At 57.0% G+C, this 19,588-nt stretch carries 17 protein-coding genes and 4 tRNA genes; 7 read left to right on the top strand and 14 right to left on the bottom strand.

Annotated elements, in window-relative coordinates:
• The first annotated feature begins 634 nt into the window (after positions 1–634).
• Positions 635–1,939: an isocitrate lyase gene (aceA, locus tag FSO04_RS33345; RefSeq protein ID WP_054041024.1), complete on the top strand. Its 1,305-nt coding sequence runs from the start codon at positions 635–637 to the stop codon at positions 1,937–1,939.
• A gap of 260 nt (positions 1,940–2,199) precedes the next feature.
• Here aceA and FSO04_RS33340 read toward each other — a convergent pair whose 3' ends face one another.
• Together FSO04_RS33340 and FSO04_RS33335 are read right to left on the bottom strand one after the other, a co-directional pair.
• Positions 2,200–2,634, bottom strand: coding sequence for a universal stress protein (locus FSO04_RS33340; RefSeq protein WP_097389632.1), 435 nt, complete (start codon positions 2,632–2,634; stop codon positions 2,200–2,202).
• Between the two features lie 234 nt (positions 2,635–2,868).
• On the bottom strand, positions 2,869–3,780 hold the full coding sequence (locus FSO04_RS33335) for a LysR family transcriptional regulator (protein WP_093633358.1): 912 nt from the start codon (positions 3,778–3,780) through the stop codon (positions 2,869–2,871).
• A 178-nt stretch (positions 3,781–3,958) separates the two neighbouring features.
• On the opposite strand from FSO04_RS33335, the gene FSO04_RS33330 reads away from it, so the two are divergent.
• Together FSO04_RS33330 and aceB are read left to right on the top strand one after the other, a co-directional pair.
• Entirely contained in the window at positions 3,959–4,819 is an 861-nt protein-coding gene (locus tag FSO04_RS33330; protein ID WP_154565827.1) for a (S)-2-haloacid dehalogenase, read from the top strand.
• A gap of 83 nt (positions 4,820–4,902) precedes the next feature.
• Positions 4,903–6,519 carry a malate synthase A gene (gene aceB / locus FSO04_RS33325; RefSeq protein ID WP_154565826.1) on the top strand — a complete coding sequence of 539 codons (1,617 nt, stop codon included), beginning with the start codon at positions 4,903–4,905 and terminating at the stop codon, positions 6,517–6,519.
• A 246-nt stretch (positions 6,520–6,765) separates the two neighbouring features.
• Here the strand turns inward: aceB and FSO04_RS33320 are convergent, their stop codons facing one another.
• Both FSO04_RS33320 and rraA read right to left on the bottom strand, forming a co-directional pair.
• A complete protein-coding gene (locus FSO04_RS33320; RefSeq protein WP_154565825.1) occupies positions 6,766–7,167 on the bottom strand; it encodes a gamma-glutamylcyclotransferase family protein in 402 nt (133 codons plus the stop codon).
• 54 nt (positions 7,168–7,221) lie between these two features.
• On the bottom strand, positions 7,222–7,716 hold the full coding sequence (gene rraA, locus FSO04_RS33315; protein WP_154565824.1) for a ribonuclease E activity regulator RraA: 495 nt from the start codon (positions 7,714–7,716) through the stop codon (positions 7,222–7,224).
• A 221-nt stretch (positions 7,717–7,937) separates the two neighbouring features.
• Here rraA and FSO04_RS33310 point away from each other — a divergent pair, with 221 nt between their 5' ends.
• The gene (locus tag FSO04_RS33310; protein WP_154565823.1) at positions 7,938–8,807 is read left to right on the top strand and encodes an AraC family transcriptional regulator; all 870 of its coding nucleotides are present in this window, start codon (positions 7,938–7,940) and stop codon (positions 8,805–8,807) included.
• Between the two features lie 39 nt (positions 8,808–8,846).
• Here the strand turns inward: FSO04_RS33310 and FSO04_RS33305 are convergent, their stop codons facing one another.
• The 5 genes from FSO04_RS33305 to FSO04_RS33285 form a co-directional block, all read right to left on the bottom strand.
• Complete coding sequence (locus tag FSO04_RS33305) at positions 8,847–9,311, bottom strand: GNAT family N-acetyltransferase (protein WP_054041032.1); 465 nt, start codon at positions 9,309–9,311, stop codon at positions 8,847–8,849.
• 153 nt (positions 9,312–9,464) lie between these two features.
• Positions 9,465–9,541: transfer RNA gene (locus tag FSO04_RS33300), tRNA-Asp, on the bottom strand.
• A gap of 82 nt (positions 9,542–9,623) precedes the next feature.
• A tRNA-Glu gene (locus FSO04_RS33295) sits at positions 9,624–9,699 on the bottom strand.
• 61 nt (positions 9,700–9,760) lie between these two features.
• Positions 9,761–9,837 (bottom strand) — tRNA-Asp (locus tag FSO04_RS33290).
• 82 nt (positions 9,838–9,919) lie between these two features.
• Positions 9,920–9,995, bottom strand: a tRNA-Glu gene (locus tag FSO04_RS33285).
• 1,040 nt (positions 9,996–11,035) lie between these two features.
• Here FSO04_RS33285 and FSO04_RS33280 point away from each other — a divergent pair.
• Together FSO04_RS33280 and FSO04_RS33275 are read left to right on the top strand one after the other, a co-directional pair.
• Positions 11,036–11,296, top strand: a complete 261-nt coding sequence (locus FSO04_RS33280; protein ID WP_199203076.1) for a hypothetical protein — start codon at positions 11,036–11,038, stop codon at positions 11,294–11,296.
• Complete coding sequence (locus FSO04_RS33275; protein WP_154565822.1) at positions 11,293–11,853, top strand: hypothetical protein; 561 nt, start codon at positions 11,293–11,295, stop codon at positions 11,851–11,853. The genes FSO04_RS33280 and FSO04_RS33275 overlap by 4 nt, the downstream gene beginning before the upstream one ends.
• 53 nt (positions 11,854–11,906) lie before the next feature.
• On the opposite strand, the gene FSO04_RS33270 is transcribed toward FSO04_RS33275, so the two are convergent.
• Both FSO04_RS33270 and FSO04_RS33265 read right to left on the bottom strand, forming a co-directional pair.
• Positions 11,907–12,680: a DUF2971 domain-containing protein gene (locus tag FSO04_RS33270; protein ID WP_233465060.1), complete on the bottom strand. Its 774-nt coding sequence runs from the start codon at positions 12,678–12,680 to the stop codon at positions 11,907–11,909.
• 515 nt (positions 12,681–13,195) lie between these two features.
• Complete coding sequence (locus FSO04_RS33265) at positions 13,196–13,411, bottom strand: hypothetical protein (protein WP_154565820.1); 216 nt, start codon at positions 13,409–13,411, stop codon at positions 13,196–13,198.
• Between the two features lie 221 nt (positions 13,412–13,632).
• Here FSO04_RS33265 and FSO04_RS33260 point away from each other — a divergent pair, with 221 nt between their 5' ends.
• Positions 13,633–14,394 carry a DUF4145 domain-containing protein gene (locus FSO04_RS33260; RefSeq protein WP_154565819.1) on the top strand — a complete coding sequence of 254 codons (762 nt, stop codon included), beginning with the start codon at positions 13,633–13,635 and terminating at the stop codon, positions 14,392–14,394.
• A gap of 992 nt (positions 14,395–15,386) precedes the next feature.
• Here FSO04_RS33260 and FSO04_RS33255 read toward each other — a convergent pair.
• The 3 genes from FSO04_RS33255 to FSO04_RS33245 all read right to left on the bottom strand — a co-directional run bounded on the left by FSO04_RS33255 (position 15,387) and on the right by FSO04_RS33245 (position 19,579).
• Positions 15,387–16,325 carry a restriction endonuclease gene (locus FSO04_RS33255; protein WP_154565818.1) on the bottom strand — a complete coding sequence of 313 codons (939 nt, stop codon included), beginning with the start codon at positions 16,323–16,325 and terminating at the stop codon, positions 15,387–15,389.
• Positions 16,326–16,669: 344 nt separating this feature from the next.
• On the bottom strand, positions 16,670–18,334 hold the full coding sequence (locus FSO04_RS33250) for an ATP-binding protein (RefSeq protein WP_233465059.1): 1,665 nt from the start codon (positions 18,332–18,334) through the stop codon (positions 16,670–16,672).
• 33 nt (positions 18,335–18,367) lie between these two features.
• The gene (locus tag FSO04_RS33245; protein ID WP_154565816.1) at positions 18,368–19,579 is read right to left on the bottom strand and encodes a DUF4297 family anti-phage-associated protein; all 1,212 of its coding nucleotides are present in this window, start codon (positions 19,577–19,579) and stop codon (positions 18,368–18,370) included.
• Positions 19,580–19,588: the final 9 nt, after the last annotated feature.

The raw sequence follows: 19,588 nt of genomic DNA, 5'->3' as shown, positions 1-19,588 counted from the left end.
GGCGGCGGCTGGGCTGGCAAGTCGGCTGGCGGCGGTTCGCGTGAAGGCGGCTTCGGCGGCGGTTCGCGTGACGGTGGCTACGGCGCACGCCGCAGCGACGGCCCGCGTACGGCGCGTCGCGGCAGCTAAGCAGCGACTGCTTGGCAGTCATCAGGCAAGCCTACTTACGTGGCTCGTTTAGCGCGTAAGGCAGCCTGAAAAGACCCGGACGGCCCCGCGCCATCCGTCAGTCGAAAGAAACCGGTGCTCAGGCACCGGTTTTTTTTCGTCCACACTTTGGGCACCGGCGAAATTTCACGATGTGGAAAATTTTTTTGCGTCGTAAAAAATCGTGCTGCAAGGCACAACAGGGCCTATTGCAAGATGGAAAAAGACGTTTCTTAATGCGAAACGCGTGATGCAAGCATTTGATTTTTAACAAAAATAAATATTCGAAAAACGCTCCTTGGCGGCTATTGCGCGGCGATCGATTTGCCTAGACTCTTATATAAGACTTCACGAAACGAAACGCCTCAAACGGCCAGCCGCTTCGACGAAGACCGCAAGTTTCTTGCATGGGACCAGAGTAAGCGCTAAAGCGCCAACTCTGGTCGACAGAGTCACCTATCCATTACAGGCAACCAAGGAGCACACCATGTCGCGCGAACAACAAGCCAAGCAACTCCAACAGCAATGGGAAACCGATCCGCGCTGGAAAGGCGTGAAGCGTACGTACACGGCCGAAGACGTGATCCGTCTGCGCGGCTCGCTGCAAGTGGAGCACACGCTTGCCAAGCGCGGCGCGGAAAAACTGTGGGAAAGCGTCAACAACGAGCCGTTCGTGAACTCGCTCGGCGCGCTGACCGGCAACCAGGCGATGCAACAGGTCAAGGCCGGCCTGAAGGCGATCTACCTGTCGGGCTGGCAAGTGGCGGGCGATGCGAACGTGGCCGGTGAAATGTACCCGGACCAGTCGCTGTACCCGGCGAACTCGGTGCCGCTCGTCGTGAAGCGCATCAACAACACGCTGACGCGCGCTGACCAGATCCAGTGGTCGGAAGGCAAGAATCCGGGCGACGAAGGCTATATCGACTACTTCGCACCGATCGTGGCCGACGCGGAAGCCGGTTTCGGCGGCGTGCTGAACGCATTCGAACTGATGAAGGCGATGATCGAAGCAGGCGCCGCAGGCGTGCACTTCGAAGACCAACTCGCTTCGGTGAAGAAGTGCGGCCACATGGGCGGCAAGGTGCTCGTGCCGACCCGCGAAAACATCGCCAAGCTGACCGCCGCACGTCTGGCCGCCGACGTCTCCGGCACGTCGACCGTGCTGCTGGCTCGCACGGACGCGGAAGCCGCCGACCTGATCACGTCCGACGTGGATGACAACGACAAGCCGTTCCTGACGGGCGAACGCACAGTGGAAGGTTTCTATCGCACGAAGCCGGGTCTGGAACAGGCAATCTCGCGTGGCCTCGCCTACGCGCCGTACGCCGACATGATCTGGTGCGAAACCGGCAAGCCGGACCTCGAGTTCGCGAAGAAATTCGCCGACGCGATCCACAAGGAATTCCCGGATCAACTGCTGTCGTACAACTGCTCGCCGTCGTTCAACTGGAAGAAGAACCTGGACGACGCAACCATCGCCAAGTTCCAGCGCGAACTCGGCGCAATGGGCTACAAGTTCCAGTTCATCACGCTGGCCGGCTTCCACGCGCTGAACTACTCGATGTTCAACCTGGCGCACGGCTATGCCCGCAACCAGATGACCGCCTTCGTCGAAATGCAGCAGGCTGAATTCGCTGCGGCCGAAAAGGGTTTCACCGCGGTCAAGCACCAGCGCGAAGTCGGCACCGGCTACTTCGACGCCGTGACGCAAACGGTCGAGCGCGATGCATCGACGACCGCGCTGCACGGTTCGACGGAAGACGAACAGTTCTTCGACAAGAAGGTCGCTTAAGTACCCTGTGGTCTGATCGCGGGAACGGCAAGGCAGAAAAAAAGCGGCTCCGTTAGAGAGCCGCTGTCAGGGAGGAGCAGCCATCAGGGCCGAAGCACGCCGGTCTGCCCTGATGGCTGGAATCTGGGAGAGATGGCGGTAGTGCAAACAAAGCCAGCACAACGCATTGTGCGGCGAGCATAGGACGCGCCGGCCTCATCGTCGGCGCGTTTTTTTTGCTATGCCGTTTTTTCCCGCGACGGGAATCGCGAGTGCGCACCTCAGCGGTACACGATGACTGGGATCTTCGTATGCGTCAGGACCCGCTGCGTCTCGCTGCCGATCAGCAAACTGCCGAGACCGCGTCGCCCATGCGATGCCATGAAAATCACGTCGCAGCCGCCCTGCTCGGCCGCTTCGATGATGCCGAGGTACGGCGCCGGATGCACGCTGGTACGACTGTCGAACGCGACGCCGACGCGGCGCGCGGCCAGTTCCACTTCTCTCAGGTGCACCTGCGCTTCACGCTCGCTGCGCTGCAGAAACTCGACCGGCGGCTCGATCACCACGTCGGAGAACGGCGAGTACGGATATTGCGGCAGACACGCGTAGGCGGTAACGCGAGCGCCGACGGCCTGCGCGAGATCGATGGCGCCGTCTATCGCTTTGCGTGACAGGTCTGAACCATCGGTCGGAACCAGGATGTGCCTGAACATGATGCCCTCCGTCGCCGGCTGCGTGCAGCGCGGCGTCAGCGTCCCACGAGGCGCGGCTTGAAAGCCGCTTCAATCGATTGTAGGTCGCAGAAACGCGGTCAAGGCCGTCGTGCGGGTCTGTCCGCATATCGGAAACCCGCTGCGCCGGTCCGCGTGGGAGTCGTGTGTGGCGGTTGTGCAGGACGGCATAAGGATCGTTGCGCCGGTCGCCGGTCACCGGGCCGCAGCCGCAACTCAGCCGCCCTCGCCCCAGTAATCAGGATGGCCGTACGTATGCTTGAGAAAGTCCAGAAACAGCCGGACCCGCAGCGGCAAATGCCGGCGCTGCGGAAAAACCGCATGGATGCCGATCGGCGGCGCGGCGAACTCGTCGAGCACGCTCACCAGCCGGCCGGCCGCGATGTCCGTGCCGACCTCCCACCACGAACGCCATGCGAGCCCGTAACCCTCGAGGCACCACTCGTGCAGCACGGCGCCGTCCGAGCATTCCATCGTGCCGGACACCTTGATCGACACGACCTTGTCGCCCTGCTGAAACATCCAGCCGCGCTGCTGGTTGGCGCTCGCGCCGAGCGCGAGGCAGTTGTGATGCGCGAGATCGGCCAGCGTATGCGGCGAACCGCGCCGGCTCAGATACGACGGCGAAGCCACGCACACGCGCCGGTTCTCACCGAGCTTGAGCGACACCAGCGACGAATCCGGCAATTCGCCGAGGCGCACAGCGCAGTCGAAGCCCTCGTTGACGAGATCGACCAACCGGTCAGACAGGTCGAGCGTAATGGATACATCCGGATGCGCAACGGTGAAGGCCGGCACCAACGGCGCAACATGCCGGCGGCCAAACCCGGCCGGCGCCGACAGCCGCAAATGGCCGCTCGCCTTCACGCCGCCTGCCGACACACTGGCCTCGGCGTTCTGCATGTCGTGGATGACGCGCTGGCAATCTTCGAGAAACGCCGAGCCTTCGAAGGTCAGCGTGATCTTGCGCGTCGTGCGCACCAGCAGTTTGACGCCAAGGCGCTCTTCGAGCGCATCGATGCGGCGGCCGATGATGGCGGGCGCGACGCCCTCGGCGAGCGCCGCGGCGGACAGGCTGCCCTTGGCTGCGACGGTAACGAAAGTCTCGATCTGCTTGAAACGATCCATGGGGAGCGGAGCTGCGACGCCTCGAAGGATGTCCCCTTGGGGGCGTTGTGCAGGAAAGTGGTCGGTGCGCGTCAGATTAGGTGTATGAAAGTAAAAGATCAAGTGATGTTTAGCCTCTTTTTTAGCGTGGAGCATCACTAATACAATCCATCCTGACCTCTGATAGGAGTGCACGGCAATGTCGGCCACAACGACACCCTTCCCCAAAGCAGTGATTTTCGACGCGTACGGCACGCTTTTCGACGTGCATTCGGTGATCGCTGCCGCGGAGCAGATGTTCCCGGGCCACGGCGACGCGCTCTCGCAGTTGTGGCGCCAGAAACAGATCGAATATACGCAGTTGCGCACGCTCGCCGATCCTGCGGGTGCGCTCGGCGCACATTACCGGCCGTTCTGGGACATCACGCTCGACGCCTTGCGCTTCGCCGCCAAGAAACTGCATCTGACGCTGGGACGCGCGGCAGAGAAGCGTCTGATGGACGAATATGCGTGCCTGTCCGCCTTTCCCGATGCCGTGCCCGCGCTGCGCCAGTTGCGCGACGCGCCTTCGGCGTCGTCCGGGTCCGCATCCGCGCCTGCGGGCGGCAAAGCCGGGGCAAGCGCAAGTTCAACAAGGCCCGGTCTCGCGATCCTCTCGAACGGCAATCCGCAAATGCTCGACATCGCCGTGAAGAGCGCCGGCATGACGGGCCTGTTCGACCATGTTCTGTCCGTCGACACAGTACGCGCCTACAAACCCTCGCCCGCAGCCTACACGCTCGGCACACAAGCCTTCAACGCAGAGCCGCGCGAGATCGTCTTCGTGTCGTCGAACGGCTGGGACGTGGCAGGCGCGGGCTGGTTCGGCTTCACAACTTTCTGGCTTAACCGGCAAAACGCACCAGCCGAAGAACTGGGCGTCATGCCGCATGGCGTGGGCGGAGGCATGAACGATCTGCTCGCGTTTCTGAAGTCCCTCGCGTCGCCCGGCCGCAATAGCGGCACGGGCAACACCGGCAATCCCGGTGGCAGCCGCACACGCCACAGCCCTGGCGCATGACGGCTACCACCAGGATCGCGCGACGCAATTCAACCGCATCTCAACATTTGCACCTTTGCAATCTGACCGACCAAGGAGAAACCATGGCGAATCCGCTGTCATCGCAATCATCGCTGTCGCTGCCGCTGCCGCAGGGCATGGAAATCACGGCTGAGATCAAGCCGGGCTATGAAGCGATCCTCACCCGCGAAGCGCTCGAACTCGTCGCCGCGCTGCATCGCACGTTTGAACCGCGCCGCCAGCAATTGCTGCAAGCGCGTGTGGAACGCACCAAACGTCTCGATGCCGGCGAGCGCCCCGATTTCCTCGCCGAAACGAAAAGCGTGCGCGAAGGCGACTGGAAGATCGCGCCGCTGCCGCAAGATCTGCAATGCCGCCGCGTGGAAATCACCGGACCGGTCGAGCGCAAGATGATCATCAACGCGCTGAATTCGGGCGCGGATTCGTACATGACCGACTTCGAAGATTCGAATGCGCCGAGCTGGGATAACCAGATTACCGGCCACATCAATCTGAAGGACGCAGTGCGCCGCACGATTTCGCTCGAACAGAACGGCAAGTCGTACACGCTGAACGACAAGATCGCCACGCTGATCGTGCGTCCGCGCGGCTGGCATCTGGACGAAAAGCACGTGACGGTGGACGGCAAGCGCGTCTCGGGCGGCATTTTCGATTTCGCGCTCTTCATGGTTCACAACGCGAAGGACCAGGTTGCACGCGGAACGGCGCCCTACTTCTATCTGCCGAAGATGGAGAGCCATCTGGAAGCGCGCCTGTGGAACGACATCTTCCTCGCCGCCCAGGAAGCCGTCGGCGTGCCGCGCGGCACGATTCGCGCGACCGTGCTGATCGAGACGATCGTCGCTGCATTCGAAATGGACGAGATCCTGTACGAGCTGCGCGAGCACAGCTCGGGTCTTAACGCCGGCCGTTGGGACTACATCTTCTCGGCGATCAAGAAGTTCAAGAACGACCGCGATTTCTGTCTCGCCGACCGCTCGCAGATCACGATGACCTCGCCGTTCATGCGTGCCTACGCGCTGCTGTTGCTGAAGACCTGCCATCGCCGCAACGCGCCGGCAATCGGCGGCATGAGCGCGCTGATCCCGATCAAGAACGATCCGGCCGCGAACGACAAGGCAATGGGCGGTGTGCGCTCGGACAAGGCACGCGATGCCGGCGACGGTTACGACGGCGGCTGGGTCGCGCATCCGGGTCTCGTGCCGATCGCGATGGAAGAATTCGTCAAGGTGCTCGGCGACAAGCCGAATCAGATCGGCAAGCAACGCGACGACGTGCTCGTCACGGCGGCCGACCTGACGGACTTCCGCCCGGAAGCGCCGATTACCGAGGGCGGTTTGCGCAACAACATCAACGTCGGCATTCACTACCTGGGTTCGTGGCTCGCGGGCAATGGCTGCGTGCCGATTCACAATCTGATGGAAGACGCCGCCACCGCGGAGATCTCGCGCTCGCAAGTGTGGCAATGGATTCGCTCGCCGAAGGGCAAGCTCGAAGATGGCAGCAAGGTCACGGCCGAGTTGGTGCGCGAGTTGTCGGCAGAAGAACTCCACAAGGTGAAGCAGGCAGTCGGCGGGGATACAAAGCCGTACGATCGCGCTGCACAAATCTTCGAAGAGATGTCGACGTCGGAGAAGTTCACCGACTTCCTGACGCTGCCGCTGTACGAGGAAATCTGAGTTATCTGAACGGCCTCAGGCACGAGCCTCATTTACGAGCAATAACGACGTCGTACCAGGCCCGCTTTCACCAGCCACGCAAGATGAAAGAGCGGCCTGGGTCGCAAGGCTGACCGACCGCGCGGCCCGACAGGCGTATGCCTGCCGGGCCGTTTTTTTATGTGCTCGCGAGGTGCTCGTTATGCGGTCGTTATGCTTGCGCCGTGTACTCGTGGTGCGCTCGCCGTGGGCTAGCTATGCCGCGCCTCAGCGCGTGCTGCGATACTCGACCCAATCGCCTGACCTGATTTCCGGGTGACCCTTCACCACATTGGGCGCGACCGGATAGAAGCGGCAGTTCACGACGTTACCGTCTACTTTCACTATCACTTCTCGCGCGAGGAAGCGATCTTCGACGCCGGGATACACCGCTTCGATCTCGTCGAGCACCGCCACCAGTTCATCGTCGATTTCGTAGACGTCGCCCGTGACGTCCACGCCCGCTTCGTCGACCACCAGGCCCGGATACAAGCCGAAGTCGAATAGATGGCCGCGCACCGTGGCCGTGCCGAGAAAATTCGGCGCGGCGATTTCGTTGCGCGCCGCAGCATCTCTGAGGTCGTTCACTTCACCGGCACGCAATGTGCCGTATACAAAAACGGTCTGCATCGTCGTTTGCTCTCCTTGATGATGGGTTCGGCTTGCCTCGGCTGTTGCCGGGGTTCAGTTCAACGACGTGCTCGCCACCAGCACGCCGTCGATATCCGCATAGATCCACTCGCCAGGACGTACCAGTGCGCCCGGCAATTGCACCGGCACGTCGCGCTCGCCGGTGCCGAGCTTCTTGCCGCGCCTTGGGCAGGTCGTCAGCGCCGCCACGCCGACATTGACTTCATTGAGCTCCAGCGCGTCGCGCACGCAGCCGTTCAACACGATGCCCGCCCAGCCATTCTGCTCGGCGATTTGCGCGAGGTTGCCGCCCACCAGTGCGCAACGAAGACTGCCACCGCCGTCGACGACCAGCACCCGGCCGGCGCCCTTCTCCTCGAGCGTGGCGCGTACGAGCGCGTTGTCTTCGAACACCTTTAGCGTTACCGCCTCGCCGCTGAAACACTCGGCACGGCTGAAGAGATGAAAGACCGGTTCGAGCACACGCAGTGTGCCCAAGGCCAGTTGGTCCTCGTGTGCGTCGCACAAGTCGGCGGTTGCAAAACTCATGACCTTCTCCTCGGGATCCGTGTACTCGGGACATTATGCAACGTTGACTCCGACGTAACACCTACAATGAGAGGCTCGCGGTGGTTTTGGGTCTGTGCCTTCGGGTCTGTGCTCTCGGGGTCCGCGCTTGATGGCTCTGTGCGTGAGCGCTGCCTGCTTGCGCGTTGTGCGTTTACACCCACTGCAGTTTTTGCGTTCCATCCATTGGATCGATCTTCAAGATGAATTCGTCCACTGACTCAGCCCTGTCGAGCCAGGTCCACTTCGCCGACATCCCACCCGAATTCCAGCCCACGCAAACGCACCCGATCCGCGTGCGCTCGCGGCTGATGCCGTCGGGCTGGCGCATCGCGCGACACACGCATGCATGGGCGCAGGTGGCCTACGCATCACGCGGCGTGCTGCGGGTCGCGACGACCGGCACGACGTGGATGGTGCCGCCATCCCGGGCGATCTGGGTGCCGCCGCACGTGACGCACGAAGTGGTCGCAGTCGAAGAAGCCTTTCTGCGCACGCTCTACATCACCGAAAGCACCGTCCCGGCCGGACTGGATACGCCGCGCGTGGTCGAAGTATCGGATCTGCTGCGCGAAGTCATCGCAGCGCTCGATACGCCAGGCATTTCGGCGACGCGCGAACAGTTGCTAGGCGCGCTCGCGTTAGACGAACTGACGCGTTCGGAGCCACTGCCGCTGTCCGTGCCGATGCCCAACGAGAAGCGTTTGCGCGCGTTGTGCGAGGCTGTGATCGCGGACCCGACGCACGGCGAGTCGCTCGAACAATGGGCGTTAAGCGCGGGGGCGAGTACGCGCACGATTGCGCGGCTGTTTCGTCAGGAGTTGGGCGTGAGCTTTTCGCAATGGCGTCAGCAGGCCATTCTCGCGCGCGCGATTCCGCTGTTAAGCCAGGGACGGCCGCTTTCACATGTGGCGCAAGAGCTGGGCTATCAGAGTCAGAGTGCGTTCTCGGCGATGTTCCGGCGAGCCTTCGGCGAAAGTCCGCGGGCGTTCATCGAGCGTGGCGCTGAACATCGTGTAGAGAGCGGGGATCGGGGCGGCAATGAGGCGGACGAAGAGACCGCGCAAAAGTGACGGCGTAAAGCGTAACCGGCAGCCACTCGCCGCAGTGCGTCAAACGCGCCGCGCCAGATGACGGATCGCCCCGAGTTGCGCCAGACGCGGCCCGGCCAGCTTGTACCCCTTGCGTTGGTACAGCCGCGCGGCAGGATTGTCGACAAACACGCGCAACTGCAACTCGCGCAGCCCGCGCTCGCGCGCCCATTGATGCGACATATCGAGCAGATACGTGCCGGCGCCGAGACGCCGATGCCCTTCGGCAATCTGCACGTCGCGGATATGCAGCGAATCGCCTTCCTGGGTGATGCGCAGCACACCGATCGGCGTGCCGTCCACTTCGAGAATGAAATTCTCCGACTCGCGCCAACTGCCGAGAAACAGATCGCCACGCCAGACCAGATGGTGCCGGCGATAGTAGCCACCCATGTTATTGCGAGTCAGCGCCTCGGCGAACTCGAAATCGTCCATGCTGGCCGGGCGCAGATGAAACGGTGACGGAGCTTCGGTTGGATCGAACATGGTGGAACGACGAAGATGAGTCGGGTCAACGGTAAAACAGGCCGCGCGCGCTGGCAATGGCTGTTTGTCCCGAGCATACCCGGACGATACCCAGGCGGACCGGCTGCGGAAATAAAAAAAGCCCACTTCTTTCGAAGTGGGCTTCTTAAAATCTGGCGGAGCGGACGGGACTCGAACCCGCGACCCCCGGCGTGACAGGCCGGTATTCTAACCAACTGAACTACCGCTCCAGATTTTTGCACCGTGGCTTATGAGCTTGGCTCATTCACCACCTGCACCGCTCATACTACTGACCGAGCGACGCCGATGTCCTGGCGTCCCCTAGGGGATTCGAACCCCTGTACTCACCGTGAAAGGGTGATGTCCTAGGCCTCTAGACGAAGGGGACAACGTACTGCTTACACCTTTAATGAAAAAGCCCGTTCAGGTTTGTATGAACGGGCTTTGTCTGGCGGAGTGGACGGGACTCGAACCCGCGACCCCCGGCGTGACAGGCCGGTATTCTAACCAACTGAACTACCACTCCAGTTTGCCTATCATGACTTGCGAGCGTTGGTTTTTTCTCTGCAAGCTGCGCTGCTTTACTACTACCAAGCGACGCTGATGTTTGGCGTCCCCTAGGGGATTCGAACCCCTGTACTCACCGTGAAAGGGTGATGTCCTAGGCCTCTAGACGAAGGGGACATAATCTTTTCAGATCTGTCTTTATCTTGCTGCTAATTGACGTTAATTTCGTTTCGTCAGCAGCAAAGACCGATATTCTAACTACGTTACAGCGGTTTGTGAAGTCTTTTTTGCTACAAGCTCCAGACTTCGGAACGACTTCACTCTGCTCTGATGGTGGAGGTAAGCGGGATCGAAAAACTCCCTGCAGACCTTTGCCACCAAAGGCTCTCGTGAATCACAAACCCCATCGGGTACGACTTGGGGTACATCATCCACGATCTGATGCTTTTCAACAACATCTACCTCATAACAGACCCGGTAGAAGCCGCTTGTCAGTCAGCAGCAGCGAAGAACGCAATTATACGCAGCCGTTTCCCGTCTGCGCAACTTTTTTCTTGCTTCACGGATTCCCGCGCCCGCAAGGCTGTATATCGAAACCCACAAGGACCCTTCCTTGTAAGCGTCACCTGCAATGTAGGTTCGTTGCGTCAGACCGGCGAGCGATAGCGTGGGTGGCTTTCTCGAGCAGCACGCCGGCAAGCAGTCGAATCGCAGGTTGACGAACTGGGCGCCTCGTCCTCATGCTGCGCGACATCTGGGGCACTGTTTTCGCGTATGAAGAGGTCCTATACATCGAACTTGGCTCCGGACACACGCGCAGGTCGATTTCCCGTCGCGGCGAGATAGAGGCCATCAAGGCGATTGTCAAACGGCCGGCCGCTACAGAAGGCTTTCAGCGAATGCAAAATGCTGGTCTGTTCGACAAGACGTTCGAAGCAGTCGTGCTTCGAGACCCTGGCCTTTTCTCCTGCCGCAGTGGATGCCGCAAGCTTCAAACTTCAACAAAGGAATGGCGGAGCTGCACATTCATCCGGCCATGTTGATGGCGCTCGTGGGACACTACGACTAGGGGAAGGTCGATTTCAGCTCGCCGCACTTCGCGAACTACCAGCACGCAAAGCCGTTTGCCGAACTGAAAGCCACGCTTGACCGATTCGACGGGGAGCGGCCACTATGTTTTGAATAACCGCTCCCACATGACAACAAAGAGGAGTCAAATGAGCAAAGAGCGATACGAAATCTTGAAGCGCCTGAACGAGGCAGAAGGCAATCTGGCTTACATGTTGGCTGTTTTCGGCGACACGCTCGCCGAACGCGAAGGATACAAAGACCTTGAAGGCATGGACGCCATACATTTTTATGTCGTGCACAAGTTCAAATGGCCTCCAGCCCAAGTCCGGGCGATGTCCGCGGCCGACCTACGCTTTGTTTTGACGGAGGAAATGTCCGGTTGGACGGCACCTGTCGACGCCCGATGACCCAGGGAGGCTACCCGCCTCTTTTGAGGCATATTCTGGAAGGCAAGGAATACATGCCAATCATTCGAAGTCGCGATGTCGAGAAGCATCGGGCTCAGTGGCGCGCGCTGATTCGCGACCTTTGCTCCTGCCCGCCCAAGGAGCCGCAGATCGCCGACAGTTTCCACACACAATGGCATGTCTCCGGCCACCGCATACGAGAACTCGTTGCCGACGACGAGCTGCTGATGAACATGCTTTGGGTCTGGTTGCCTCGGTATGAAGGACCGCATCTTGTTCTCTATCGAGGCGAGAATAGAGACCGCTTTCGGGGCGGAAAAATCGGGACTGCATGGAGCGATCAAAGAGAGACTGCCCACATGTTCGCGAGCGGGCTGAACAACATCGGCGAAGGTGGCGTAATTCTCAACGTCGTCGCCTCCAGCGACGCAATCATCGCGGGACCATCCGAACACAGCGCAAATTGGCTGCGGGAGCGCGAGTTCACGGTCGATTGGCGAAAGCTCGACAAAAGCAAGATTGAGCAAATTCAGTTCTTCGTTGCGCACAAGCAATAGGCTGAGACGGGATCGGGCAGTTCGCGAACCATCCTCGCTCTGGCGGGCGCAGCTCAACGATAGGGCGATTTCGAAATGTCGACTTCGGCGTTGACCCCAACCGACTCCAAGAACTGGCTCACATATTCGCGGGCCTCGCGGTCCACGTTCGCTGGCCCGATCACGACTTCCCGGATGCAATGCCGAATGTCAAGTGTTTCGCAATATGGTGTAAGTCCATAGGCGCCGCGTCGCCAACGTTTTTCGGGGGCGTTCTCGTTCATGCGACCGTTTTGTCGCGCAAGGGTGGCGTTGTGGACAATGCGCCACTCCCGCTCGGTCCAAAAGTCGGGGTGCTTGCAAAACGCGCAGACGCGGTCGATGTATTCCCAAGCCACCGTGGAAGCGTCTTTGTCGGTAAACAACGGTTCGATGTCGATCAACATTCTTAAATGTTTGATCTTATCGTCCTCGGTGTTCGGATCCCCATAGAAAACCGACGCAAAACTCCATTCTCCCGAACCTTGCTCGCCAAGCGAGACGGAATATGTAGAATCAAACAAGGGCGCTCCGACCGCCATCCGAAGCGCATTGACATCAAACCCAATTGCAAATCCTGCTCCTTTTTCCGCATAAGCGGCCCATTGCGGAACCGAATCCCTGTCTTCCGAAAAGCAACAGATGAAATAGTCACTGATACCTTGAATGGCCTCGAAATGAAAATCGAGTTTATCGAAAACATCTTTGAGATCCGCGTCGTTTTTTGACTGCGCTTCGAGATGTCGAAAAGCCAGATTCTTGAACCACTCTAATTCTTGCCGGTCGTTTGTCTTTTTCGCGTCGGACACCCACAAACGCCCCCCCCTTCAAAATCGACAAAAACGCCTCGACCCCGCAATAGTGATAGACCGTGTTTGGAATGGCCACGATTCCCCCTCGAACGTTTTGCAAACGCTAGGCTGGTCCCTTTGGATGGGACTTTCCCAAATTAGGCCACAGCTTCACGGTCGCGCCAACGGTTTGTTTCTTGTAGCGTTCGTTTAGGTGCTTGGCGATGGCGCTCCGACGTCCCAGCCTTGGAATGCAGCCCTGTTATAGCTTCGGCCGTCGGCGACGGCTGCGCCAGGGCAACACCCAAGGTGTTATATCAAAAAAGAACGTCTATAAGAACCGCGAGTCAAGACTTGTCCCCGACACGACACGACACGACACGACACACGCACGCGTGGCTTGCTTGTGGCAACTTGCCCCAAGATAGGCTGACGATTGAATTTCTTGTGTCGGGTCTTGAACCGAGAATAAACCATAAGAGACCTTAGAAGAAATAGTCGGTGTGATTTATTTGGCATAGCTCCGAGCTTTCTTAGTCGACCTCGAACGGAAATCCATCGGCCGCCAAGAAATCCACAAGGCGCGGATCGATGCCGAAAATCAGCATGCCGCCGGTGGCAGGATGCTCAACCGTCGACACAATTGTTTCGCCGATTTGCCCTGGCACCTTTGGCAACGATCGCTGCCACAGTTTTTCGGCGTCAAAGAATTTACTTTTGAGATTATAGTTAAACCGAATTACGGTCATCCTCGCATCTCCGTGTCATAACTGATACGTTCGACTGAAATTGATCGAGCGTCCCCGCCCCTGTGCGCTACGCCACTCAGAAGAATAGCGCATTGCCGGAGGCGCATTTCCCATAATGGACCGTATTGGCACCCCAGCAGGCCGCCAGTGGCAAAATCATGCCAACCAGCCGCCATGTTCGGCGGCGGTCGCGCAAACACAATCATCGTTGAGGGGGCCGCATGTTCGGCAGGTTTTTTCGGAACAAGGAAACAGGCGCGCGAGGGGAAACCATTCCCGCGCGCAATGATGGATTCCCGGACACTGGCACGTTGTCCGGCTCCTGCCCTCGCTGCAAAACCCAATCAAGTTTCGAGTCGACCGGAGCGATCCCGGTAACATTCAGCGACATGACCGCCGTCGGCCGCGATGGATCGATGACCCGCGTTCCCTATGACCGGGTGGCCGTGCTCGTTTGCCACCACTGCCATCAAGGCATCGCCGTGGTAGAGGAGCAAATGACGGGCGAGCATCCATCAGCGAGCGCCAGAGGAGGCGGCCAAATCTGGTGGCGCGGCGTCCATTGGTGGCCGTTCCATGGCGGCGTGAGCGATCCAGCGATACCGGCTGGAATCCAAAGCACGTTCGACGAGGCATGCCGGGCCATTGCCGCCAACTGCCCGCGCGCCGGCGCGGTGATGGCAAGGCGCACGTTGGAAGCGGTCGCCGCCGATCGTGGCGAGACTGACGGCCCGCTCGTCAAAAGGCTTGCGGCGTTGGCGAGCCGCGGGCTGCTCCCTTCGACTTTTTCCGATTGGGCGAAGGAGGTGCGGCTTGTCGGAAATATCGGCGCACACTTCGACTTGGAGGAGGATGTCTCCGCGAGGGATGCGGAACAGCTCAGGGACTTCATCGCCGAGCTTTTAAACCACCTCTACGTTCTGCCGAGCAAGCTGGCCACCCGAAGGGCAAACGCAAATCGCACGGCTCCGCCCTCTCGATAGAACTCGCCTCATGTCTACCCAACACGTCAAAGAAGCACAACGAAAAGCGATTGAAGTGCCACTCGCAAGGAACACTCGCAACGAATCATCGGAGCGTCATTCACGCGCTCATTTATGAATCAGATCGTTCCGGAGAGGTATCTTGTTCCGCTCGACGCGCACCTCAAAGACGCTCACACCGACCTGTTCCAAGGAAACGTTCTGGATTGGCCCAGGCACTGGCGGGCAACGCGAAAGACCGATGTTCGCGAAGTTGTTCGTGCGCTAAACACGCTTCCGTCCGTAACGGCCTACTACGACAACACTCTTCGTCTGGTCGACGCCTCGGAGGCTCGGGCTGGCATGTTTGACGGGTCAGAGGAACCGCGGATTTGCAGCGCCTATCCGCAGTTTTCGGCGCCAGAACTATCGCTTCGGGCTTGCGCCGTCAGGCGGATACGTGTCAACGAGCGCGAGCAATAGATGCAGACGAGGCTCTTTCCGTATCTGCCGATGGACGCCCTGGGCAAACGCGAAAAATACATCAGCCGCGACTTCAACGAAAAGCACCTCCCAGCGGTTGGCGTCCACAAACTGCGATGCAAGGTGTTCCATAGCTTCGCCGACCCGTCGCCCATGGCGATAGTCGCAACGCGCCGCTGGCTTAGCGCCCCCGGCCAAGTGCCGCCCGGGACCTTGTGAGCGCTCACGGCGTGGTTGCCACCGAGCACGGCCCAGCGCATCGCTCCCCGACAATGCCCTTGCACCACACCTGAGGGGGCGATCGCGGCCGGCGTTCGGCGTCTCCTGGACAAGTGTCGCCGCAAATTCCATCGCGGCGCGCCGACCGACTTTCCGACGTCCGAACCTCGTCCGCCTCGTGAACTTGATGGGCCGAACCGGTGAGTCACAGCATTGATCGCCCACAAGCAGGAGGCGCGGATGACCGCGCCTCCCACTGGATGCAATAGAAGGCCATTGAGAAGCAACCGCAAACCGCACCCAGGCCAGCTTTACTTAACCGGTTTGGCTTCTCCTCCGAGTTTGGCGGTCAACTTCGATACATCCGGCAAAAATTTGTCGTCAAATTCGAATGTCCCGACCACCTTGCCGTCAACCTCGTTAAACGCAACCTGGGCAAAACCGCCATCTTTTCCATCAAAAAAGCCACCAACAACCAAAGGCTCTCCATCGTAAGAAACTTGCTCGGAATTTAGTGATCTATAATTCGAGGTATAGCCAAACACGATCAAGATTTCCTCTGGCCTCGACAATTTTCCCGCTTTATCCCTAAAATCAACACTTGAACCGAGATTGAATCCAATCTTCAACCATGGATCAGGACCGCTGACCTCATTCTCCCTCAACTCACGAGCCTTGTGCTTGCTAATCTCGGATGACAAAAACAGATTGACGGCATACTGATTAATTGGAATCCACGAATCACCTTGCGCAACCTGGACATCGTTGTCGAAAACAAATTCTCGATTTATTTTATCCTCGGAAAATGAAACATTTACAGATCGCAAAAAATAACGACGCCCGTAAGCTGATAAATCCCTCAATTTCTCGAAATTCTTTTTCCAATTTTCGCTTTTCGCAGCATTAAATTTCAGAAGCCTTATCCCGTTCTTTTTGGCATAGTTTTTAGCAGGATCAGCAAATCCGTTTTTTGAAACAACAATGGTTTGATTGATTCCCACCTTTCGGTGCTTCTCTCGAAATGCTTCAATAATCCGCACATCGACAGGTCTCGAAATGGCCGTGCACTCAATCCCGATCTTAATGTCGCAATTCAATAATTTACTCTCAACGAGTATATCAATTTCCCTATCGATGCCTGCCTCTTGATCATAAAGCATGGCAGATTCACTCACTTTTGCGCCTGCTGGCGCCAGGTGGCGATTAATAATTTTTACGAGCTTCTGAAAATCATTTGTTCGCGCAGGCATTTTACTCCCCACATGCGGCTTGTTTTGTTATGTATAGCGGAATACCACCGATTGCCGACGAGCGTCGTCGCTCATGAAAGATACAGCAATTAAGGCGGTGTCGGGGTTGAAGCGCATGCTCGTTCGCACATGGAATCCACAAATGGCTCAGCAACGTCCGCAAGGCGTCGGGTGGAATCGCGACCGGGTTAGCGTTCGCCTTGCTGTTGCCATCCAAGTAGTCCAACGTCTCGAATTGCGCACAGCGGAAGGGTTAAGTGGGGCAAATTCGATAAGCGCTTTAGGGTGATCGCGGACCACCATCGCCCGGCGCCCCCGGCAGAGCCGGGAGGCTTTACCCTAGGCTACTTGTACCATTCCGCCTTAATCGCGGCCATATCCATGTCCTTCCACTGCTCCCTCCACAGCTCCCAGTACGGAATGTCGTTCGAAGAAGGAGCATTCGTGCACGGATCAATCTGGACGATGGACGGGAGGATGATCGACTCTCCAACTAGCAACGCTTCTCCCTGTCGAAACGATGTCATCTTGTCGATCAGCGATCCCAAGGAGTCTGGCAGCAGTTTCTTGACGTATCCTTGATCCACAGGATTTGTCAGTCGCATCGCAATAAAATTGTTACATTGCGAGAAAATCGTCTCCGAAATTTCGGACGGCCTCTGACTGGCTAAAAGCAAAGTGACTCCGTATTTCCGCCCCTCCTTCGCGATACGTTCAATCGATATTTTCGATGATCGGTATTTTGACAACTCGCTGTTCGGGACATACTTGTGCGCCTCCTCATAAACCAGCAGGATCGGCACGTCGTTGTTGATCTTTTCATTTGGATCTTTTGCACAACGTAGGCGTTTATATATATATCCGTACTCGAAGATCAGACGAGAGATGAGCGATACGGTAATACTTAGGACTTCGAATGGAACACCACTCAGATCGATGACTGTGACGTTGGATTTATTCGACGAGTAGCCAAGCAGAACCTGGAGCGTATCCTCAAAAGTAATGCTTTTTGACTTCTCCCCCAAGAAGAAATCAAGCCGACTATCATTGACCTTGTTTTCCAGGCGGTTGACGAAATTTGTGAGCTTCCCGTAGAGACTTCCTTGCGTCAACTTAGGTTGGCCTGCCTTTTCCTTGTTGCTGGCCGCGTACACCTCGCCCGAATCGATGAGCTCCGTGTTCTTGGCAATCGCATACTCGAGAACCTTCCTGATGTCGAACAGAAGGGGGGAGTCCAGGTGAATTTTTTGCTTATCGGCATCTGATCCCTGAAACTTTTGACGCCGGTCCCAGATGATTGCCTCTTTGAAGATGTTTCTCTGGTTATGGTCGTTAGCTTCCGTATCGAGAAAGAACTCCTCCAACTCTTCACTGTTCAGCATCCAATAGGGTAGCGTCAGATTGGAAACATCTATGAAGTTAGCCGCGGGGAAAGCAGATCTGTATTCCGAATGAATGTCGAAGACAATCACGTGAGAGTTATTAAGTGCGAAGTCGCCCTTCTTTCCCGCTACTGCACGCTGGATGATTGTCGCAAGTGTATGCGATTTTCCTGATCCGGTGGACCCGACGATGGCGATGTGTTTGTTGAAAAATTTATTGCCGTTGATCGGGACCTGTACATCCTTGTTCGAAGCGAGCGTCGAAAAACAGAAACTCTCAGCGTCTTTTACTGAATCGACATAGATCTTCTTTATATCATCGATGTTCGCCGGCCTAACCTCCTTCGGTGGAATGGCGAGCGAATCTCCTCCGCGTTCAAATTTACCATTTCGAAGTATACCCAGCGGGAATGCCTCAATAATATAGTCTCGCTTCCCGCCTTCTCCAACTGCAATCTGAAAATTCTCAATGATTGCGATCAAAACTGCGTTCTCATTATCGGCGATTTTAAGGTATGAACCAACCTTCAGCGATTCCTCTGCTATCTTGAAATTTTCAAGATCGTCGACTACGATCCGAACCTTATCCGGAAAAACAGCTATTACCTGTGCGTTGATATCGTCCATTTTTATCTCGCCTACCATGCCAGCATGAATGAATTAGATAACTGCCTTGATGTCGGACAGTTGTTCGATTTGAATCCTTACGTGACCTACCGAAGGATTATTGTATTCAAAATAGCTTTTCCCAAAATGAAACTGGAACACTTTCCGGGTTTTCGTGACCACTACCAAGGTTGCCTTCAGATCATTCAGAGTATTCAATATTTTTATCTTGATCCCATTGCTGTAACTTGCCTTCTGCGCTATCGAGTTCGGGTCGAAGACCGCACCTTTGTAATCATATCCGTCAACAAACTTGAACCCCTCCATATGCAGGTCTCTCTTTAAAGAGACCAGTTCATCTTCAGCAATCCCCTGAATAAAAACGTACGGACAGAATGGAGAGGGTTCTAGCCGGGAGAGTTTCGCCCATTTCTTGGAAAGAGCAAAGAGTAGATCTTTCAGCTCATCGCGAACATACGATGCGGTGTCGACTTCGATCAAAAAAAATCGCTCAAATGGCGATATGTTGAGTGTAGTGAAATATTCGGCACGTAACGCAGCCAGGTGATGTTTCTTTCCCTTTCTCTCCACGAACCATTCATTGAAGAGGATACTGGCCGTGTCTACTCGCTCCAAAAACTGCTTCTTCGTAATCGTCCTCTTGACCGGATCTGACTGAATCGAGAGTTCCCGGATAACACGAAGTGCATTGTTGTAATAGAAGAACTCTGCCGAGAATGGCTTACAGTTAAACTCCACCTCCAGATGGTCAATCACGTCCTGAAACTGCTTCTCCAATTCTGGGGCATGAATATCCACTGTCAGCACCGACAGAAAGTTAGCAAGGTCATTGTCATCTAAACCCAGCTCTGTGTGATGGTAGTGCTCCACCTTATTAGTTGTGTAGGTGAGAAAGTGCCTTTTTAGAAACTCAACATCGATGCCCTTGCTCAACTTATCCTGCCCGGACGCGTAGTGTCCATTCAGAATGTATTTGATCTTAGGCTTATTCCCTAACTTAACCTCTTTGAAATGAGACAGCATGTACATCACTGCCTCCTTGATAACCGAATGGTTGTATTCTGTTTTCGCATAATACTTGCACTGGACAGCTGACATAGCGGATGCAGTTCGTATGTCGATATCCTCAATGCATTCGACTTCAATGGAATCGTTACCATCGGCTAGCCGCAGCAAGCTTAATATGGAAAGATCAAATTGATAAAAATACCCCCTGATCGTATCGACAGCACTTCTATCGCTCATCTCTATCTT

Origin of the sequence: Paraburkholderia madseniana (assembly GCF_009690905.1) — a bacterium.
Taxonomy (GTDB): domain Bacteria; phylum Pseudomonadota; class Gammaproteobacteria; order Burkholderiales; family Burkholderiaceae; genus Paraburkholderia; species Paraburkholderia madseniana.
Note: the sequence above shows the minus strand (reverse complement) of the source record. Positions and strands in the feature narration are given on the sequence as shown.